This is a genomic window from Alishewanella sp. d11, from assembly GCF_049390205.1.
Lineage (GTDB): Bacteria > Pseudomonadota > Gammaproteobacteria > Enterobacterales > Alteromonadaceae > Alishewanella.
In genome coordinates this window covers 776,023-796,040 of the sequence record NZ_CP186547.1, presented here as the reverse complement: position 1 = coordinate 796,040, position 20,018 = coordinate 776,023, and the positions used below count along the sequence as shown (strand labels likewise).

At 45.5% G+C, this 20,018-nt stretch carries 12 protein-coding genes; 11 read left to right on the top strand and 1 reads right to left on the bottom strand.

Annotated features, from left to right (window positions below; all coding sequences use genetic code 11):
* The first annotated feature begins 146 nt into the window (after positions 1–146).
* The 10 genes from ACO1PK_RS03685 to ACO1PK_RS03640 all read left to right on the top strand — a co-directional run bounded on the left by ACO1PK_RS03685 (position 147) and on the right by ACO1PK_RS03640 (position 17,285).
* A complete protein-coding gene (locus ACO1PK_RS03685) occupies positions 147–1,646 on the top strand; it encodes a mannitol dehydrogenase family protein (protein WP_423187322.1) in 1,500 nt (499 codons plus the stop codon).
* Positions 1,646–2,290 carry a bifunctional 4-hydroxy-2-oxoglutarate aldolase/2-dehydro-3-deoxy-phosphogluconate aldolase gene (eda, locus tag ACO1PK_RS03680; protein ID WP_423187321.1) on the top strand — a complete coding sequence of 215 codons (645 nt, stop codon included), beginning with the start codon at positions 1,646–1,648 and terminating at the stop codon, positions 2,288–2,290. Before ACO1PK_RS03685 ends, eda begins: the two co-directional genes overlap by 1 nt.
* An 11-nt stretch (positions 2,291–2,301) precedes the next feature.
* Positions 2,302–3,258: a sugar kinase gene (locus ACO1PK_RS03675; RefSeq protein WP_423187320.1), complete on the top strand. Its 957-nt coding sequence runs from the start codon at positions 2,302–2,304 to the stop codon at positions 3,256–3,258.
* 171 nt (positions 3,259–3,429) lie between these two features.
* On the top strand, positions 3,430–5,055 hold the full coding sequence (locus ACO1PK_RS03670; RefSeq protein ID WP_423187319.1) for an NADP-dependent glyceraldehyde-3-phosphate dehydrogenase: 1,626 nt from the start codon (positions 3,430–3,432) through the stop codon (positions 5,053–5,055).
* 118 nt (positions 5,056–5,173) lie between these two features.
* The gene (locus ACO1PK_RS03665; RefSeq protein WP_423187318.1) at positions 5,174–8,191 is read left to right on the top strand and encodes a TonB-dependent receptor; all 3,018 of its coding nucleotides are present in this window, start codon (positions 5,174–5,176) and stop codon (positions 8,189–8,191) included.
* Positions 8,191–9,360: a pectate lyase gene (pelA, locus tag ACO1PK_RS03660; RefSeq protein ID WP_423187317.1), complete on the top strand. Its 1,170-nt coding sequence runs from the start codon at positions 8,191–8,193 to the stop codon at positions 9,358–9,360. Before ACO1PK_RS03665 ends, pelA begins: the two co-directional genes overlap by 1 nt.
* 66 nt (positions 9,361–9,426) lie before the next feature.
* A complete protein-coding gene (locus ACO1PK_RS03655; protein WP_423187316.1) occupies positions 9,427–12,195 on the top strand; it encodes an FAD-binding and (Fe-S)-binding domain-containing protein in 2,769 nt (922 codons plus the stop codon).
* Between the two features lie 193 nt (positions 12,196–12,388).
* Entirely contained in the window at positions 12,389–12,778 is a 390-nt protein-coding gene (locus tag ACO1PK_RS03650; RefSeq protein WP_423187315.1) for a response regulator, read from the top strand.
* Positions 12,779–12,895: 117 nt separating this feature from the next.
* Positions 12,896–15,637 (top strand): PAS domain-containing protein, encoded by a 2,742-nt coding sequence (locus ACO1PK_RS03645; protein ID WP_423187314.1) that lies wholly within the window; start codon positions 12,896–12,898, stop codon positions 15,635–15,637.
* A gap of 28 nt (positions 15,638–15,665) precedes the next feature.
* Positions 15,666–17,285 (top strand): diguanylate cyclase, encoded by a 1,620-nt coding sequence (locus ACO1PK_RS03640; protein WP_423187313.1) that lies wholly within the window; start codon positions 15,666–15,668, stop codon positions 17,283–17,285.
* A gap of 67 nt (positions 17,286–17,352) precedes the next feature.
* Here the strand turns inward: ACO1PK_RS03640 and luxS are convergent, their stop codons facing one another.
* Positions 17,353–17,862 carry an S-ribosylhomocysteine lyase gene (luxS, locus tag ACO1PK_RS03635; protein ID WP_423187312.1) on the bottom strand — a complete coding sequence of 170 codons (510 nt, stop codon included), beginning with the start codon at positions 17,860–17,862 and terminating at the stop codon, positions 17,353–17,355.
* Between the two features lie 212 nt (positions 17,863–18,074).
* Between luxS and dnaK the strand changes: the two genes are divergently transcribed.
* Positions 18,075–19,985 carry a molecular chaperone DnaK gene (gene dnaK / locus ACO1PK_RS03630; protein WP_423187311.1) on the top strand — a complete coding sequence of 637 codons (1,911 nt, stop codon included), beginning with the start codon at positions 18,075–18,077 and terminating at the stop codon, positions 19,983–19,985.
* Positions 19,986–20,018 lie beyond the last annotated feature (33 nt).

The following is a 20,018-nucleotide window of genomic DNA, read 5'->3' as shown; positions in this document are numbered from 1 at the left end:
ATACTCGACAGCGAAGCTCAGTAAAGGCTAAACAAAGCGTGTCCAGCATGGATGCTGGACAGGAGCCCCCAGGGAAGGGTTCACGGCGTCTTTGTGTGCATTTACTGAGTGAAGCCACAAAGCTTAACGCGAACAGCAGGCAAATTATGGAACATTTAAGCAATAATACGCTCGCCAGCCTAAACGGCAAATTACCGCTACCGGCCTATCGGTTAGCCGACAACAAACCGCAGATCGGTATCGTGCATTTGGGACCCGGTGCGTTTTTTCGTGGCCATCAGGCCTTTTACACTGACAAAGCACTACAACACGGTGGTGATTGGGCGATCAGCGCCGTATCGATGCGTTCAGCCGATGTCAGTCAGGCCCTTATGCCACAAGATGGCTTATATACCTTGGCGGTGCTGGATGCTGAAACCAGTTATCAAATTATCGGTAGCATCCAAGAAGTACTGATTGCCACTGAACACTATGCCGAAGTCTTTGCCCGCTTAACGGCTCCAACCACACGCTATGTCACCATGACTATCACCGAAAAAGGTTATTGCTTAAATACGGCGGGTGAGTTGGATCTGCAACATCCGCACATTCAGCACGACTTGACCTTGAACAATAAAGCCGTTACCGCGATAGGGCTATTAGCCAGAGCCTTGGCCGTGCGCTATCAACATAATATTGCGCCCTTTTGTGTGATTAGTTGCGACAACTTAACAGACAATGGGCATAAATTACGGCGGGCTTTAATCAGCTTTGCTGCGCAAAGCGATCCAGCGCTGGCGAACTGGCTAGAGCAGCAGTTGATTAGCCCCTGCACTATGGTTGATAGCATTACTCCAGCGACTGACGATGCGCTACGGGCTAATGTTACTGCGGCCATAGGTTTAATTGATAACTGGCCGATTAAACGTGAAGCCTTTGTGCAGTGGGTCATTGAAGATATTTTACCGGCGGACCGGCCTGCATGGCAGCAAGTGGGGGTGATCTATGCTGCTGATGTTAGTGCTTTTGAAAAAGCCAAGTTACGCCTGCTCAATGCGCCGCATTCCACCCTGGCGTATATGGGGTATTTGCTTGGACATGAAACGGTCTATGATGCGATGCAGGATGCGCAATTGGTTCAGCATATTCAGCAAATGGTAGAGCTGGAATTAATTCCGTCGTTTCAAGCACCGGTAGAGTTAAATCCGCATCACTACAGTGCTGCTATTTTTGCGCGCTTTTGCAATCCGGCTATCCGGCATTTATTAGCGCAAATTGCTTGGGATGGCTCGCAAAAAATGCCAATGCGGATTTTACCCGCCATTCAAGATAATTTGGCTGCAGGCAGGTCAATTCAGCATTTAGCGAGCTGTTTAGCCGCGTGGTTTTTATTTATTCGACAGCGCGCCCGAGAAGGCGAAAAACTGGTTGATCCGCTTGCTGAACAACTGCTTGCAGTTGCAGCTAAATGTCAAGGTGAAGCAGCTCATGATGTTGCTTTATTTTTAGCGATAGAGGCCGTTTTTCCGGCCGCGCTCTCCCAAGATGCCGCTTTCGTAACGGCAGTCATTTCATCTTATCAGGCTATATCAACCTTAGTGGCACAACGTGCTGCGAACAAGCAAGCCAATCAGCGCAATAATACTCAACTTAGTGGAGCCCTTTAATGTCGGCGTTATCAAAAATACTGCAAGGCCCTGCCTTATTACCCATTATTCAGGCAGACACGCCGACAGAAGCCGTTGCTATCGCTAATGCGATGTATCAAGGCGGTATTGGCTCGGTTGAAGTGGTGCTGCGCACCGCCAAAGCCTTAGACTGTATTAGCGCTATTCGTACGCATATTCCGCAATTGCTGGTGGGTGCAGGCACTATTTTATCCAAGGCAGATGCGCAAGCCGCCAAAAATGCCGGTGCGCAGTTTTTAGTTAGCCCAGCCAGTACGCCAAAATTATTACAGGCAATGCTGGACACTGATTTACCGCTGGCACCAGGTGTTTCGACACCGTCAGAAATTGCTTTGGCAATTGAAATGGGGTTAACCGAGCTAAAATTCTTCCCCGCGCATCTTTCAGGTGGCTCAGCCATGTTAAAGGCCTTAAGTGGTATTTTTCAGCAGGTACGTTTTTGCCCAACGGGTGGTATTAGCCAACAGAATTTATCGGAGTACTTGGCATTGAAAAATGTGTTTGTGGTCGGTGGTTCATGGGTATCACCAGCGAAAGCCGTGGTAGAGCAAGATTGGGCATTAATCACCGAATTATCGCGTCAAGCGACTGCGCTGGCATTACAGCTAAAGCAAGCGGCCTAAGGAGCAAGAGCATGAGCAAACGTATTGTCATTATGGGCGAGTGCATGGTCGAGCTGTTTCAGCTGGTCGAAAATGTTTACCATCAGGCGTTTGCCGGCGATGTGTTTAACACGGCGGTGTATTTAAAACGCTGCTGTGAGCAGCCAGTAGAGGTGCAGTTTTTTACGGCTGTGGGCACTGATTTGATTAGCGATAAATTAGTCAGAGCGGTCGAGCGGGAAAAAATTGATACTAGTCTGATTCTGCGCACGAAATCGGCGCGTCCTGGCCTATATATGATCAATACCGATGCCTTTGGTGAGCGTAGCTTTGTGTACTGGCGTGATACATCCGCGGCCAAGCAGGTGCTACAACTAGCAGCTGCGCAAAATGTTTATGAGCAAATCGCTGGCGCAGATATGTTTTTCTTCTCCGGTATAACGCTGGCCATTTTAAGTGACCAAGACCGTGAAGACCTGTTTGCCTTAGTCCGCAGCTTAAAAGCCGCCGGAAGCCAGATTATCTTTGATCCGAATTACCGACCTGCTTTATGGCCAAATGCTGAAGCCGCGAAAACGGCCTTTGTACGTGCTTACCAGTTAGCCGATGTCGCTATGCCGGGTTTAGATGATCACAAAGTGTTGTTTGGCGCAGTATCTACCGAGCAAGTTGTGGCGCAACTGGCAGAGCTGGGGGTGGCTGAGATTATTGTTAAAAATGGCAAAGAGGGCATTAGTGGCCGCTACCAACAGCAAGATTTTTCCGCTCTGGCGCATCCAGTAAAAAAAGTGGTGGATACCACAGCGGCAGGTGATTCCTTTAACGGCGGTTATTTAGCCGCAAGGCTAGGCGGTATCGCCCCGCAATATGCGGTTAAGTTTGCGGCAAGGCTGGCGGGTTTTGTGGTGGAGCATACGGGTGCTATTGTCGCTAAAGAGCACTTTAATGGTTTTTGGGCAAAGAACCGGCCATCCCAGTTTCAAAAGTAATATAACGCTAAATCTGGTGTTCAAGCTCGGCTTATGCAGTAACCAGAGGTTGCAAGCTCTCTGACCTGAGCGGTCAGAGAGTCATCGACTAAAACAAGATCTGAACTATCAGACAGTATCTCTACAACCAGATGGTGCCAGTGGCAACGAAAACATAATTGGGAGTAAGGTATGAGTATAGCAACAGTGTTTCCGCAAGCCGCTGATATTCCAGCTGAGTTTGTGCAGCAGCAGGTGATTGAACAACGTGAATATTTGCTAAATGGCGAGCTAGCCAGTTGGCCTGGGGAACTTAGCCCGGTAATTAGCCCCGTTCAGTTTCGCTCGGGGCCTGAGGTATCAGCCCAGTTATCACCGGTATTATTAGGTTATACCCCTTTATTGGATGCTAATGCGGCTTTACAGGCGCTAGAGGGCGCGGTTAAAGCCTATGATCTAGGGCGGGGGGCATGGCCTAGCATGCCGGTATTGCAACGCATTGGCCATGTCGAAAAGTTTCTCGGTTTGATGCAGCAGCAACGCAGCGAAGTGGTGCGTTTGCTGATGTGGGAAATTGGTAAAAATTATACCGATGCTGCCAAAGAGTTTGACCGCACCTGTGACTATATCCGCGATACGATTGCCGCTTTAAAACAGCAGGATCGCGCCGCCAGCCATTTTATTATTGAACAAGGTGCTTTAGGTAAAATTCGCCGCGTGCCGGTGGGAGTGGCGCTTTGTATGGGGCCTTTTAACTACCCGTTAAATGAAACCTTCACTACTTTGATCCCCGCTTTGATTATGGGCAATACCGTGATCTTTAAACCGGCTAAATACGGCGTGCTATTAATTCAGCCATTATTAAAAGCCTTTCAGCAAAGCTTTCCCGCCGGCGTGATTAATATTATCTATGGCCGTGGCCGCGAAACGGTTGGTGTATTAATGGAAAGCGGCAAGATTGATCTCTTTGCTTTTATCGGCACCAACAAAGGGGCCAGTGATCTAAAACGCATGCATCCCAAACCGCACCGTTTACGTGCTGTACTGGGCTTAGATGCGAAAAACCCCGGTATTATTTTCGCCGATGCAGATTTTAAACGCACCTTAAGTGAAGTGGTGTCTGGCGCTTTGTCATTTAATGGCCAGCGCTGTACCGCCTTAAAAATTCTGTTTGTTGAGCGCAGTATTGCTGATCGCTTTGTGACCGAGCTGTCTGCTGCCGTTGCTAAGTTAGCGCTGGGTATGCCGTGGGATAAAGACGTGGCCATTACGCCTTTGCCTGAACCGGGTAAAACGGTATTTTTAACGGAATTACTGCAAGATGCCCTTGCCAAAGGCGCTGCGGTACAAAACCCCAATGGCGGTGAAACCGCAGGCTCGCTATTCCGCCCAGCGGTGCTTTACCCAATTAATAGCCAAATGCGCTTATATTACGAAGAACAATTTGGCCCACTGGTACCGGTCGTCCCTTTTGATCATATCGATGAGGTGATCGATTACGTGGTGAATTCTAACTTTGGGCAACAGCTGAGTATTTTTGGCCAAAATGCCAAGCAGGTCGGTGAGCTGGTGGATATTTTTGCCAATCAGGTAGGCCGCATTAACATTAATGCACAGTGCCAACGCGGACCCGATAGTTTTCCGTTTAACGGTCGCAAAGATTCTGCCGAAGGCACGCTATCGGTTGTGGACGCCCTTAGGCAATTTTCTATCCCGACGTTGGTGGCAACCAAGTATCAGGATGGCGATGTCGCCTTTGTAAAACAGATGATCAGTGAGCGTGCATCGCACTTTTTGGCAACGGATTTTTTATTTTAACGCAGTAAAAATAATTTTTTTAAAGCTTTTTGCTACCGGTGGCAAAGGCGGTGCATTCGTTAGGTAAAACACGGAGTTTTATCACACCGGCTAACCATAACAATAAGGGGAACAACAAATGACAGGCAACTTTAACAAAAACAAACTTTTTTTAGCCATGCTATTAGCCTTAACGCCAAGCAGTTTTGTGTTAGCGCAAGCGGAAACAGAAACAGCAGCAAAACCCGTAGCTGAAGAAGACATTGAAATTATCGAAGTAACAGGTTTCCGCAGTAGTTTAAATGTGGCGTTAATGGCCAAACGTGATGCGGTGGGGTCAAAAGAAGTGATTTTGGCCGAAGACTTGGGCAAATTTCCTGACTTAAACGTCGCTGATAGTTTGGCCCGAGTACCTGGTATTGCCATTGAACAAGATGCCGGTGAAGGGCGGCAAATTAGTTTGCGTGGTTTAGGTGCGACCTTTGTTAAAACCACTATTAATGGTATGGAATCTGCGTCTGCTGGTGCGGCAACCGATGCGGCTGGTGGTTCTAATAAAAGCCGAGCTTTTGATTTTAATGTGTTTGCGTCAGAGCTGTTCACGCAAATTGATATTAATAAAACCTTAGCTGCTGAATTAGAAGATGGTGGTATTTCCGGTAATGTCAACTTACAAACCGCACGACCTTTTCAATATCAAGATACCAAGTTTGCCTATAACGTAAACGCCCGTTACAACGATGTGGCAGAAGAAGTGACTCCCAGAGCGTCGTTAATGCTTAGTAAAAATTGGGACAATAAATTTGGTGTCTTAGTTTCAGCGGCTTACTCCGAAGGGTTGGTGCAGAGCGAAGGGGTTACCACTGGCCGTTGGACTGTAAATAACCCAGCTTGGACAGCAGGTGGTGCTAATAACAAATTAACGGCCGCGCCAGTTACGCAATTATCACCCAAAGGTGCTTATACCAATGAAAATATGGAAGGACTTTGGTTACCCAGATTACCACGCTACTCGATTTTTAATAAGCAACAAGATCGGTTAGGGATCACCGCGGCGTTCCAATATCGGCCTATAGATGATTTAACCTTAAATGTTGATTTTCTATACGCTGGGCTTGATAGCACTATGGATGAATTCCAATATTCAGCATTGTTGCGTAATAACGTGTCAAGCCGTACTAATATTTTCGCTGAAAACTTGGTCGTTGATGCGAACAATACCATAGTCGCAGCGACCTTATCTGGTGTACCAATTCGATCTGAAGCAAGGCAAGATGTTTCTGATTCTACATTTAAACAAGTGACCTTTAGTGGTGATTGGCATATCAACGAAAAGTTGCGGATGAACTTTTTGGTGGGTATGGGTAAATCTGACTTGGATATCCCGTATCAACGCACCTTTGCCTTAGATAGTTTTAATTCAACCTTCTCATATAGTTATGACAGTAGTATCGATCCGCTAACCTTGATTAGCCAAACTGGTACAGCTATTGGCCAAGGTAATTTGAATATGAATATTCCGGCCTTTGCCTTTGCTCCTGCGCAAGCCTTTGGTGCTAGTTATACCAAAGCCGAATTGGAGCAATTAATGCTAAATCCTGATTTATATAGTTTAGGGTTAATTCGTAATCGTAATCAGCAAATCAATAGTGAAAACAAAAACCTTTCATTACATTTTGCTTATGAGTTCTCAGATCAATACACCTTAAAGTGGGGGGTAAATCACCGCACTTTTAGCACTGCCAATGTGCAACGTGATAATGGCTGGCGCAATATCAATACAGCTAATAACAGTGTGAGTGGGCAAGTGGCTGAAGTACAAGTGCAAGAACTGGATCCTAACTTAACGGCAGGCTCACTGTATGCGTTAACGTTAGCGCAAGCAGGACAGTTTTTTGGTAATGCAGCTAGTGTGCCTGGAAACTCTACTTTATCGGCGAACAGTTGGCTAACCACTAACTATGGCAAGGTATTTGATGCATTTAACAATCGCGCATTTTTTGAAGCAAAAGAACGCTACAACAGTACCTATGATTTAGAAGAGCAAGTTCAAGGTCTATATTTACAACTTGATTTTCGGATGGAGCTCTTTGATCGCGAGTTACGCGGAAATATTGGTGGCCGTTATTTAGATAATAAAAACACCTCTGGTATTGTTAACTTAGATCATATTTATCGCGATGGTTATACCGCTGGTCGCGGTGCTGGGGCAAACTTTGCTGACGGCTATGGCTGGCGTTACACTGTAAGTGAAGGTAATGATTTTTTACCCAGCTTAAACCTTGCTTATGATATTACTGACGATTTGGTAGGGCGTTTTAGTGTGTCTAAAGCTATTACACGTCCTCCTTTAAGTGATTTAGCTTCTGCTATTCGTGTCACGCGGCCAAGTACTGCCAATAACGATACGGCTACGATCCAGCTGGGTGCTGGCCCTACGTTACGCCCTTACGAAGCCGACCAGCTTGATCTTGGTTTAGAATGGTATTTTGATGAAGAAGCCTTACTAGCCGTGGCGTTCTTCTATAAAGATATGACGGGATTAACCCGCGGCACGCGTCAAGAAGTCTTAACGGCCCAGCAATTGGAGCAGTTAGGGATTGATATCGGTGATCGTGATCCTGCCACAGTAACATGGGATATTTCCCAACTGGTTAATACACCGGGTGAAAGCGTAAGAGGGTTAGAGTTTATTTATCAACAACCTTTTACCATGCTACCAGAGCCATTTAATCGGTTTGGTTTGCAAACAAACTTAACCTTGATTGATTATGAGCAAGACATCACCGATCCCTTTACCCTCGAGCAAGTGACACTGATGGCGGAGGAAACCTCTAAGCGTACCTATAATGCTACTGTGTATTACGAGTATGAAAAATTTAGTGCGCGTTTCTCTTACAATTTCCGTGAACGCTTTATCAAAGAGTATTTAAATAAATATCGGGATGAAGGATTATTCGGTCGTGGTCTAGAAGATAAAGCTCAACTGAATTTTTCAGCAAGATATAAATTTAGCAAAACTATGTCTTTTAGCTTTGAGGCCATTAACTTGACCAATGAAGCCAATACACAGTGGAGCGATTTATATACACCGCGTCCTTACGAGTATCTATTGACAGGTCGGCAGTATCTGTTGGGAGTAAGGGGAACTTTCTAATGTTAAGCGCATTACGTCGACTAGGTTATCTATTCTGGCTTAATGCATGGTTGTGGTCGCCCGCTTGGGCGGCCAACTACTGGCAGGAGCAGCCTTTAACCAGTGAGTGGCTGCAGTACCTACAGCAATCAGAGCAGCTGAGACAATTAGATAAAGCGCAGTTAGCGGCTGAGCAGCAGCGCTTAGGGACAGCGACTATTTTGGCTGCAAGCAAAGCGCAACACTTTGGTTTAGAAGCCATTACCGATGCCGCAGCAGCGGAGGCAGTGATGAGTTTTCAAACGCCTTCAGGCGGTTGGAGTAAGCGCACCGATATGCGATTACCGAGACAGCCTAGTCAGCATTATGGCAGTGAGCCTCGTTATGTTCCGACCTTTGATAATGACGCTACCACAACACAAGTATTCTGGTTAGCGAATTTCTATCCAAAGGCAACAGCTGAGCAACAAGCACGCATTACGTTGAGTATAGAACGCGCGATAAGCTTAATTTTACAGGCGCAATACCCCAATGGTGGCTTTCCGCAATCTTATCCTTTACAAGGCGGCTATCATGATGCGATTACCTTAAATGATAATGCTATGTATCTTTTGCTGGAAACCTTATGGCAAGTATCGGCCAATCCTAATTTTGATATGCTGTCGTCAACGTTAAGAGCGAAAGCTAAAGACAGTTTTTATCGCGCTGTCGACTGGTTATTGGCCAATCAAATTAATGTCGATGGGCAGTTAACGGTTTGGGCTGCTCAGCATCATCCTATATCTGGTCAGCCCGTGATTGCGAGGCGTTATGAGCAGATTGCCTTAGTCAGTAGCGAAAGCGCTAAGCTTTTAGAATTGCTCTTAGATTATGCTATAGATTACCCTGGGGTTAGTGTGGCAGTCAGCGCAGCGGCTAATTGGTTAGAACAAAAGAAAATTGTTGATAAGCGACATGTGCGAGATCAAGATGGACGGTTATCTTTAATTGATGAGCCCGGCAGCCATGTTTGGGCGAGGTTTTATGATATTACGACAGGTTTGCCTGTGTTTTATGATCGCGATGGCAAAGTGTACGATAAGGTCAGTCAGTTATCTGTAGAGCGACAGCGTGGCTATGGCTGGTATCAAACTAATGCCGCGAGTTTCCTCAAACAATATCAACAGCGTAAAGCGCTGCAGCGTAAGTAAAAAGCAGACAAACCGCAAGCGGATGGCGTATTATCAAAGCATACCGCGTTAACGCTTGAGGTTTGCATGCATCCGCAGTTTATTCAAGCCGTGCAGGCTGTGATACCCAGTGATCGCTATTTTGCCGATCCGCTATCAAGGCTAGCTTTTGGCACTGATGCCAGTTTTTACCGTCTTACGCCACAATTAGTCTTGCGGGTTGAAAGCGAAGCAGAAGTGGTGCAGTTACTTCAGCTTGCTAATCGCTATCAGGTGGCACTCACCTTTCGTGCTGCGGGTACCAGTTTATCTGGGCAAGCGGTAACCGACTCCGTGTTGCTGGTACTGGGCGAGAACTGGCAACAGCACCATATTCGGGGTTTGGGGGAGCAAATTCGTTTAGATCCTGGCGTAATTGGTGCCCAAGCTAATAAATGGCTGGCGCCATATGGTCGAAAAATAGGCCCAGATCCGGCATCGATTAATAGCTGTAAAATAGGCGGTATCGTCGCCAATAATGCCAGTGGTATGTGCTGTGGCACGGCGCAAAATAGCTTTAATACGCTAGCCGCTATGCGTGTGGTGTTATTTGATGGCACTGTGCTGGATACTGAAGACGCTGCCAGTGTCGCGGCCTTTCGACAAAGTCACGCCAACTTATTGCAACAACTCGCTATACTCGCAGAACAATGCCGCGCTAACCCTGAGCTGAGCGAGAAAATCCGCCACAAATACCGCTTAAAAAACACTATGGGGTTTTCGTTAAATGCGCTAACAGAATTTACCGATCCGATCGATATTCTGATCCATTTGATGGTGGGCTCAGAGGGCTGCTTGGGCTTTATTAGTAGCGTGACTTACCATACGGTGCCAGAGCATCCGCATAAGGCTACTGCGCTTTGGGTATTTCCTGATATTGTGAGCTGCTGTCAGGCCGTGACGATATTAAAAAATGCGCCAGTATCGGCGGTAGAGCTATTGGACAGACGCAGTTTACGCTCGGTGCAAGCTAAACCTGGCCTCCCAGATTGGGTCGCGACCTTATCCGACGGTGCGGCAGCGCTGTTAATTGAAAGCCGGGCAGCCACTTCAACTTTGTTGGCTCAGCAACTTAGTGAAATCACCACACTGTTGGCTGGTTTTACTACCGAACAGCGGGTGGATTTTAGCAGCGATCCCAAGGTCTATGAGCAACTCTGGGCGATCCGCAAGGGGACTTTTCCTGCGGTGGGGGCGGTAAGGCCAACCGGGACTACGGTTGTTATTGAAGATGTCACCTTTCCTTTATCACGCTTAGCCGAGGGCGTGCAGGCTTTACAGCAACTGTTTGATCGCTATCAGTATCATGAGGCGATAATCTTTGGCCATGCGCTGGAAGGAAATTTACATTTTGTATTTACGCAAGGTTTTGATTCGCCCGAACAGGTAACGCGTTACGACGCTTTTATGCAAGCGGTCGGGCAGTTGGTGGCGGTGGAGTTTGGGGGGGCCTTAAAAGCGGAGCATGGCACGGGGCGCAATATGGCACCCTTTGTTGAGTTGGAGTGGGGGAGTGATGCTTATCAGTTAATGTGGCAGCTAAAAAAGCTATTTGATCCTCAGCATATTCTTAATCCTGACGTGATACTAAGCCATGATAAAACAATTCATTTAAAGCATCTAAAAGCTTTACCGGCAACGGATCCTTTAGTCGACAAATGTATTGAATGTGGTTTTTGTGAGCCAGTATGTCCCTCACGTAAGCTGACCTTAACGCCGCGCCAACGCATTGTGGCACAGCGTGAAATCAGCCGTTTAGCGGCCAGTGGCGACAATAGCGCGCAATTAGTTGCGCTAAAAGCGAGCTATCACTACCAAGGCAATAGCAGTTGCGCTGCCTGCGGTATGTGTAGCACTGCTTGTCCAGTCGGTATTAATACCGGTGATTTAACCCGACAATTACGGGCTATGGACAACCAACGCTATCAAGCAATTGCTGGTTTTGCTGCTCGCCATTTTAGCGGCCTGACCACCTTGGCAAAGTTTGGCCTGCGCTTGGGGCAACTTAGTAACAAGCTAATTGGTAAAGCCACCCCATTTTGGCATACCGCTATGCCTACTGCGAATAGGATTAACCTGAAGACAACGACTGCAGCAGAGCCTAAGCAGGCACTTAAACCGGTTATTTATTTAAGCAGCTGTAGTAACAGGGTGATGGCGCCCATGGCGGGTAGTAAAGATCCGCGCAGTTTACAGCAGGTAAGTGCTGACTTACTGGCAAAAGCTGGCTATCAATTGCTCATGCCAGCAGGGCTAGAGCACCAATGTTGTGGTATGCCGTTTCAATCGAAAGGGCAGTTTGCCGCGCAAGATAGCAAACAACAGCAATTGAATGACTGGCTGCTGCAGCATACCCATCAAGGTGAAATCCCGGTATTTTCTGATACTAGCCCTTGTAGCCTAACGTTAAAAGGCAAACTGGACGCGCGCCTTAAGCTCTATGACAGTATCGATTTTATCAGCGAGTTTGTGCTACCAAAACTGCAACTGCGCAAACAAGCTACGCCAATAGCGCTGCATATTAGCTGCAGTGCGACGCAATTAGGCCAGACCGAAAAAATGAAGCAATTGGTTACTGCTTGCACTGAACAGTTGGTGATCCCAGAGGGGATTTCTTGTTGTGGCTTTGCCGGTGACAAAGGTTTCTTTATGCCAGAACTGAATGCTTCGGCTTTGACTGGTTTGGCTAAGCAGGTAAGTAAGTGCTCACAAGGTGTATCGAGTAGTCGTACTTGTGAAATTGGATTAAGCCGAAATAGTGGTATTGAGTATCAGCACTTAGTTTATTTACTGGATCGGTGTAGTCAGTCATCTTAACATGGCCAGTTTTTTTGCTTAAATTGCTGCCCTTGTGCCGCAGCTTATTAAGAAAATAATAGTGGCATAACTTGCAATAGTGGCAGAGATAATTAATGCTATCAGCAAGGGTGACTAAATCAGCATGCTCTTAGATAGAGTATGGGAGCTGCAGTTTTTAGTATGGTCAGATAATAGTAAATAAGGCAGAGCTATGACGTTACAGCGGGTTATGCATGTTGAAGATGATGAGTCTATTCGAGCTGTAGCGGAAATTGCCTTAATTGATGTCGCTGGATTTACGCTGCTAAGTTGTGACAGCGGCCAAAGCGCTTTGGCACAGGTAGAAACTTTTAAACCGCAACTGATTTTATTAGATGTGATGATGCCTGGAATGGATGGATTGCAAACTTTAATGCGGCTGCGCCAGCTCGCACCTCTCGACAGTACGCCTGTGGTATTTATGACCGCGAAGATTCAACAAGTTGAAAAACAGCAATATTTAGATGCGGGCGCCATAGCAGTAATCGAAAAACCTTTTGATCCTATGTTGTTAGGCGAAATGTTGGAGAACTTGTACCAAGAATATGTAGTCGCTCAATAAGTTTCATTTTATCTAGGTATTCACCAAGCTGTTATTGCTCATCTTTTACGAACAATTATCGCTACTGTTGATCTAACAGCATTTTTTAGAAGAACAATAAAATAAACGGTAGAGTATATGCAAATACCTAAGATCCCAGAAAATGAGTCAGCACGTCTTAGCGCCTTGTTAAATGCGGCGTTGTTGGATACCCCCAGCGAGCCTCGTTTTGATCGCATTACTCAGCTTGTGCAGCAATGTTTAGGCACTGAGATTGTTCTTATTTCTCTCATTGATACCAACCGGCAATGGTTTAAATCTTGCCAAGGGCTAGGTGCTAGCGAAACCCCGCGCGATATTTCTTTTTGTGGTCATGCCATTTTAAATGAAGATCTGTTTGAAATTTCAGATGCCATTCAGGATCCGCGTTTTGCTGATAATCCTTTAGTGACTGGCGCGCCTTTTATTCGTTTTTATGCTGGGATGCCGCTGTCCTATCATAAGCAACGGATAGGCACACTTTGCATTATTGATCACAAGCCTCGGGTATTAAACGCAGATGAGCGAAAAATACTTAGCGGCTTTGCTAAGTTAGTTGAACAAGGAATTGTTGACCGTTTGCAAGAGCAAGTCCACCAACAATTAGCTGCCAGTGAGCTAATGTACCGCTCGGTGTTAGATGGTACCCGTATTGGTACTTGGCAGTGGAATGTACAAACGGGAGAAACGCTATTTAATGAACGCTGGGCTGACATTATAGGCTATCGTCTAGCTGATTTTACTCATCTAGATATTAATACTTGGTTAGCCTTTGCGCATCCAGATGATCTGGTAGAATCTGAAAAATTACTGACGCAGCATTTTGCCGGTGAGCTAGCATTTTACGATTGTGTCTGTCGGATGAAGCATAAAGCAGGTCATTGGGTTTGGGTGCATGATCGTGGGCGCGTTGTTAGCTGGACTGACGACGGTAAACCGCTAATGATGTATGGTACTCATGCTGATATTACAGAACAAAAATTAGCAGATCAGGCGCTTAAAGCGAGTCGAGATCAGTTTCAAGCCTTAGTCGCAAATATTCCGGGTATAACCTATCGTTGTCAAGCCGATAAAGATTGGACCATGATTTATATGAGTGGCAGCATTGATCCGCTGTCAGGATACCCTGCCAGTGATTTCATCAAAAATAGCGTTCGTACTTATGCCAGTGTGATTCACCCAGAGGATAGCGCGAGACTAGAACAAGAGGTTGCTTATGCTGTTCAACATAAGCAGCATTGGTTACTACAGTATCGGATTATTCATCGTTCTGGATTGATTCGATGGGTCGAGGAACGTGGACGGGCAGAATATAACAGCGTAGATGAAGTCACTTATCTTGACGGTTTTATTTTAGATATTACGGAAGAAAAATCACTTAAGCAGCAGTTATTGAAGCTGACTTCGCAGCTGCCAGGAGTGGTTTATCAATACCAACAGTGGCCAGATGGTCGTGTCGCGTTTCCTTATGCCAGTGAAAATATCAGAAAAATTTATGGCGTTTCTCCAGAACAGGTAAAAACCGATGCCAGTTCGGTCTTTGCCAAGATCCACCCTGACGACTTGGTTGGGCTTGCAGACAGTATTAACGTCTCGGCGAAGCATTTGTCTCTGTGGCAACATCAATATCGTGTCATTCAGCAAAACGGGTCTCCTGCTTGGATGGCTGGCCGAGCGACGCCCGAAGCAATGCCTGATGGCAGTACCCTTTGGCATGGTTATATTGAAGATATAACAACCAGCAAACTCCACTATTTGGAATTAGAACGGGTAAATAGCGAGCTGAAACTAAGTCAACAACGCCTAGAGATGGCCAGCGAAACGGCGTTAATCGGCTTTTGGCAAGCCTCTTTAGTTACTGGAGAATTGTGGTGGTCACCGGTGATTTATCAGATTTTTGGCTTTGATGAAAATGTAATGCCGAGCGTGGCGTTATTTAAAAGTACTCTGCATCCTCAAGATCGCCAACTGGTCGCAGAGAGCGAGCAGCGCGCTTTAGAAACAGGATTGCATAATGTCGTACATCGTATTATCAGACCGGATGGTACCATACGCTGGGTGCATGAATTAGCTAGATTGTTACCGTTAGACGAGTATCCTGAACAAACATTAGTGGGTTCAGTTCAAGATGTAACTGAGCGGATGCTTTTACAACAAATGAAAGACGCCTTTATCTCCACCGTTAGCCATGAGTTGCGTACCCCTGTAACCGCAATTAGTGGTTCTTTAGCCTTAATCAACTCGGGGAAATTAGGCGAAATCCCGCTGTTTATGCAAAAACTGCTAACTGTGGCCGAAAATAACAGTAATCGTCTTAAACAATTAATTAATGATTTATTGGATATTGATAAGCTTATTGCGGGTAAAATGCCTTTTGACATCCAACCTCTTAATGTTAAAAATGAGCTGGTACAGTCGATTGAAAATCTTTTACCTTTTGCCAATCAGCACAAAGTTCAATTGCATTATCAATGTCAGCAGCCGATACCGACGATATTGGCTGATTCGTTAAGACTACAACAGGTATTAACTAACTTGCTATCCAATGCCATTAAGTTTTCTCCTAAAGACGGTGTGGTGCTGTTAACCGCGCAGACTATTGATACTGAAATCGAACTTGCAGTCACTGATGAGGGGGCTGGTATACCTGCTGAGTTCCAACCGCGTGTGTTCGAGCGTTTTGCGCAGGCGGATGGGTCTAATTTGCGGCAAAGTGGTGGTACTGGTTTAGGCTTAGCTATTTGTAAAGAGATGGTTGTGCAGATGGGAGGGCGTATTCGCTTCAAGACTGAAACGGATAAAGGAACCACCTTTTTTGTTAATTTACCGGCAAAATGCTAAGCATGAGTCATGCTGATAGGAAGTCGTTTTGAGAAATAATACTAAGCCAGATTTATCTGCAGCCTTCAGTGGTTTACGAAAGCGTTTTGAGCAGGGGTTACCCGAGCGTGCCGAGCAAATGTTGAAGTATGCTCAAGAGCCTAATGTTGAACAATTAAAAAGTTTGTTAGCCGAGGCGCATAAACTGGCGGGAGCCTGTGGTACTTTTGGGCAGCATGAGTTGGGTTTAGCTGCTAGGCAAATTGAACAATTGGTTAAAGACATAACCTTAAAACCTCACGAAGAACAGGAGCAGGCTTTCCCCTTATTACGTAAAGCGCTGATTGAGTTTCGTGCTGTAGTATTAGCGGCGATTAATCTTGAGAAACCCAGTCAACAAGCCGTTGAAGAGCATAAGACTACACCAGGCACCATTTGGCTCATTTTGCCTGAGGGTAAGTTATTAGATGAATTAAGTACCCAGCTTGCTGCCTTTGGCCATCAGGTGCTCTCGTTGCATAGTTATGCCGAGTGTTTTGAAAAACTGCAGAAACAATTACCTACTGTGCTTTTTTCTGCGGTTAGTCTGGATAACGACGCTGAATTATTTCAGCAAAAGGCACTGTTAAAACAGTTAAGTAAACAACAAGTTCGTTTGGTGGTGTATTCCGAGTTAGATTCATTTTCTTTGAGAATTAAAGCTGCTCAACAACGGGCTGATGCGTTTTTTATCTCACCTTTGGATATACCAAACATCATTACTACGGTAACTGAGCTGATAGATCAAGGTAGTCGTTTGGCTGGCAGAGTGGCGATAGTTGAAGATGATTATCTATTAGCTGAACATTATGAATTAGTGTTGAATGCAGCGGGTATTGAAACGCATGTGGTGAATAGTGTGCCCAATATCATCAGTGAGCTACTGAAATTTCAACCTGACTTGTTGTTAATGGATTTGTATATGCCTGAGTTCTCTGGTCCTGAGATTGCGGGGTTACTGCGGCAATATCGTAATTTCAAACGTTTACCTATCGTGTTTTTATCCTCAGAGTTAAATAAAACCTTACAGGTACATGCACTGTCACACGGGGGGGATGATTTTTTAACTAAGCCCATCGATGATGTGTTGCTTGTCCAATCCGTGAAAGTGCGGTTAGCTCGCAGCTTTGAGATAAAGAATTTAATTGAAAAAGACAGCCTAACTCACTTGGTTAAACATAGTGCTATCAAAGAGGCGGCAGCGCTTGAGTTTGAGCGGGCCACCCGAGCACAAAAGCCATTAAGCATTGTGATGTTAGATATTGATCACTTTAAAGATGTTAATGACAACTATGGTCATGCCACGGGCGATTTAGTGATTACTGCGCTGGCGACGTTACTTCGGAAGCGTATTCGAAAAACCGATCGTGCCGGTCGCTACGGTGGTGAAGAATTTATGTTGGTATTACCCGATTGCTCTGGTGAACAGGCTAGAACTATCGTAAAAGGCATTTTGGAAACCTTTCGCCAACTGAAATTTGCTTATCATGCGAATTTTTTTAACTGCACTTTCTCTGCAGGGGTAGCGGCAACAGATGAAATCCGTCCTAATCATGCGGCTGATCTGATAGAGGCTGCTGATAAAGCGCTTTATCAAGCAAAACATGCTGGGCGAAATCAGATACGTTAAAAAACTAAAAAACTAAAACTAAAAAACAAAGGGCCAAATTTGGCCCTTTGTTTATAGGAGGACGTCTTTAAAGTTTTTGCAGCACTTCCGCAGGTAAGGCTAACTCGTCATTGCGGTTTACCCCCACTCCACGCTTGATAATATTTTGCGCGATGTCTTTCGCTTCCTCTAGCGAGTGCATTTGTGCTGTACCACATTGGTAGATATTCAGTTCAGGAATATCTTGTTGGCTGGCAACCTGCAGTACGTCATTCATTGCCGCTTGCCAAGCCGTGGCGACACGTTGTTCGTCAGGCGTACCGATTAAACTCATATAAAAACCAGTACGACAGCCCATAGGCGAAATATCAATAATCTCTACATCGTTGGCGTTTAAATGATCACGCATAAAGCCGGCGAATAGATGCTCAAGCGTATGAATACCTCTTTCCGATAAGATTTCTTCGTTAGGCACGCAAAAACGTAAATCGTAAACCGTTATTGCATCGCCTTTTGGCGTATTCATCTTTTTGGCAATACGAACCGCTGGCGCCTTCATAATGGTATGGTCTACGGTAAAGCTATCGAGTAATGGCATAACAAGTCCTGTTGGCATTAAAAATCATCTAAAGATTATAGCGCTATCATCGCGCAGAAGTTAATGGCTTTTGCTTTTTAGGCGCATTTAAACATTTTTTCGCCACTTAACATAAAAAATTACTCTTTATAACCTTGAATAGATCAGGGCTAATCCCCACTAATCGGTCATCGCAATGTTGCATTGTTCAGAATATTAGGTGGAGAGTAGTTATGGGTAGAATCATTGGTATTGACTTAGGTACAACCAACTCATGTGTGGCCATTTTAGATGGTGACAAACCAAGAGTATTAGAAAACGCCGAAGGTACGCGCACAACGCCTTCAATTATTGCTTATGCAGAAGATGGCGAAGTTCTAGTTGGTCAACCTGCGAAACGTCAGGCTGTTACCAACCCGAAAAACACCCTGTTCGCTATCAAGCGTTTAATTGGTCGTCGTTTTGAAGACGAAGAAGTACAGCGTGATATCAAAATCATGCCATTCCAAATTGTTAAAGCAGATAATGGTGATGCTTGGGTCGAAGTTAAAGGCAAAAAGTTAGCGGCGCCGCAAATTTCTGCGGAAGTACTGAAAAAGATGAAGAAAACAGCAGAAGATTATCTGGGCGAGCCAGTTACTGCTGCGGTTATCACAGTACCTGCTTACTTTAACGATGCGCAGCGTCAGGCAACAAAAGATGCTGGCCGTATTGCCGGTTTAGATGTGAAACGTATTATCAACGAGCCAACGGCTGCGGCCCTGGCTTATGGTATGGATAAGAAGAAAGGCGACACCAAAGTTGCAGTGTATGACTTAGGTGGTGGTACTTTCGATATCTCTATCATTGAAATTGATGACGTAGACGGCGAGCAAACCTTCGAAGTATTAGCCACTAATGGTGATACCCACTTAGGTGGTGAAGACTTTGACAACCGCGTTATCAACTACTTGGTTGACGAGTTCAAAAAAGAGCAGGGCATGGATCTGCGTAACGATCCATTAGCTATGCAGCGTTTAAAAGAAGCCGGTGAGAAAGCGAAGATTGAATTATCTTCAGCCTCACAAACCGAAGTTAACCTGCCGTATATTACGGCCGATGCTTCAGGCCCGAAACACCTGAACATCAAGGTTACTCGCGCTAAGTTAGAATCTTTGGTGGATGATTTAGTACAACGTACTTTAGAGCCACTGAAAAAAGCCTTAGCTGATGCCGATTTAAGCGTAAGCGAAATCGACGAAATCATTATGGTAGGCGGTCAAACCCGTATGCCAAAAGTGCAGGAAGCGGTAACGGCGTTCTTTGGCAAAGAGCCACGTAAAGACGTAAACCCAGATGAAGCGGTAGCAGTAGGTGCGGCGATTCAGGGTGCGGTACTGTCAGGCGATGTGAAAGACGTTCTATTATTAGACGTAACGCCATTGTCGCTGGGTATCGAAACTATGGGCAGCGTAATGACGGCGCTGATTGAGAAAAACACCACTATCCCGACCAAAAAGTCGCAAGTGTTCTCAACCGCTGATGATAACCAGTCTGCAGTAACGATCCATGTATTACAGGGCGAGCGCAAGCGTGCTTCTGATAACAAATCACTGGGTCAGTTTAACTTAGAAGGTATTCGTCCAGGTCGTCGTGGCGAGCCACAGATTGAAGTGACTTTCGATTTAGATGCTGACGGTATTTTACATGTGTCTGCCAAAGACAAGGATACGGGCAAAGAGCAAAAAATCACTATCAAGGCCTCTTCTGGTTTAACAGAAGAAGAAATTGCAAAAATGGTACGTGATGCTGAACTGAATGCCGAAGAAGATAAAAAGTTTGAAGAGCTAGTGCAAACTCGCAACCAAGCGGATGCAATGGTGCATTCAACCCGTAAGCAGCTAGAGGAAGTTGGTTCAGCCTTAGCGACAAATGACAAAGAAGCGGTTGAAACAGCTATTGCGGATTTAGAAACAGCCATTAAAGGCAGTGATAAAGCTGAGATTGAAGCGAAAACTCAGGCGCTGATCCAAGCTTCGCAAAAACTGATGGAAGCAGCACAAGCTAAAGGTGAGCAAGGGGGTACCGAAGGTGCTCAGCAAGCCGGTGGTGCTGATGACGTGGTTGATGCTGAGTTTGAAGAAGTCAAAGACGACAAGAAGTAATTAACGTTAATTTGAGCTGCAGGTTATACTGCA

Coding starts and splice junctions, on each gene's coding strand:
- dnaK (WP_423187311.1), top strand. CDS start 18,075: ATGGGTAGAATCATTGGTATTGACTTAGGTACAACCAACTCATGTGTG.
- ACO1PK_RS03685 (WP_423187322.1), top strand. CDS start 147: ATGGAACATTTAAGCAATAATACGCTCGCCAGCCTAAACGGCAAATTA.
- ACO1PK_RS03675 (WP_423187320.1), top strand. CDS start 2,302: ATGAGCAAACGTATTGTCATTATGGGCGAGTGCATGGTCGAGCTGTTT.
- pelA (WP_423187317.1), top strand. CDS start 8,191: ATGTTAAGCGCATTACGTCGACTAGGTTATCTATTCTGGCTTAATGCA.
- ACO1PK_RS03665 (WP_423187318.1), top strand. CDS start 5,174: ATGACAGGCAACTTTAACAAAAACAAACTTTTTTTAGCCATGCTATTA.
- ACO1PK_RS03650 (WP_423187315.1), top strand. CDS start 12,389: ATGACGTTACAGCGGGTTATGCATGTTGAAGATGATGAGTCTATTCGA.
- ACO1PK_RS03655 (WP_423187316.1), top strand. CDS start 9,427: ATGCATCCGCAGTTTATTCAAGCCGTGCAGGCTGTGATACCCAGTGAT.
- eda (WP_423187321.1), top strand. CDS start 1,646: ATGTCGGCGTTATCAAAAATACTGCAAGGCCCTGCCTTATTACCCATT.
- ACO1PK_RS03670 (WP_423187319.1), top strand. CDS start 3,430: ATGAGTATAGCAACAGTGTTTCCGCAAGCCGCTGATATTCCAGCTGAG.
- luxS (WP_423187312.1), bottom strand. CDS start 17,862: ATGCCATTACTCGATAGCTTTACCGTAGACCATACCATTATGAAGGCG.
- ACO1PK_RS03645 (WP_423187314.1), top strand. CDS start 12,896: ATGCAAATACCTAAGATCCCAGAAAATGAGTCAGCACGTCTTAGCGCC.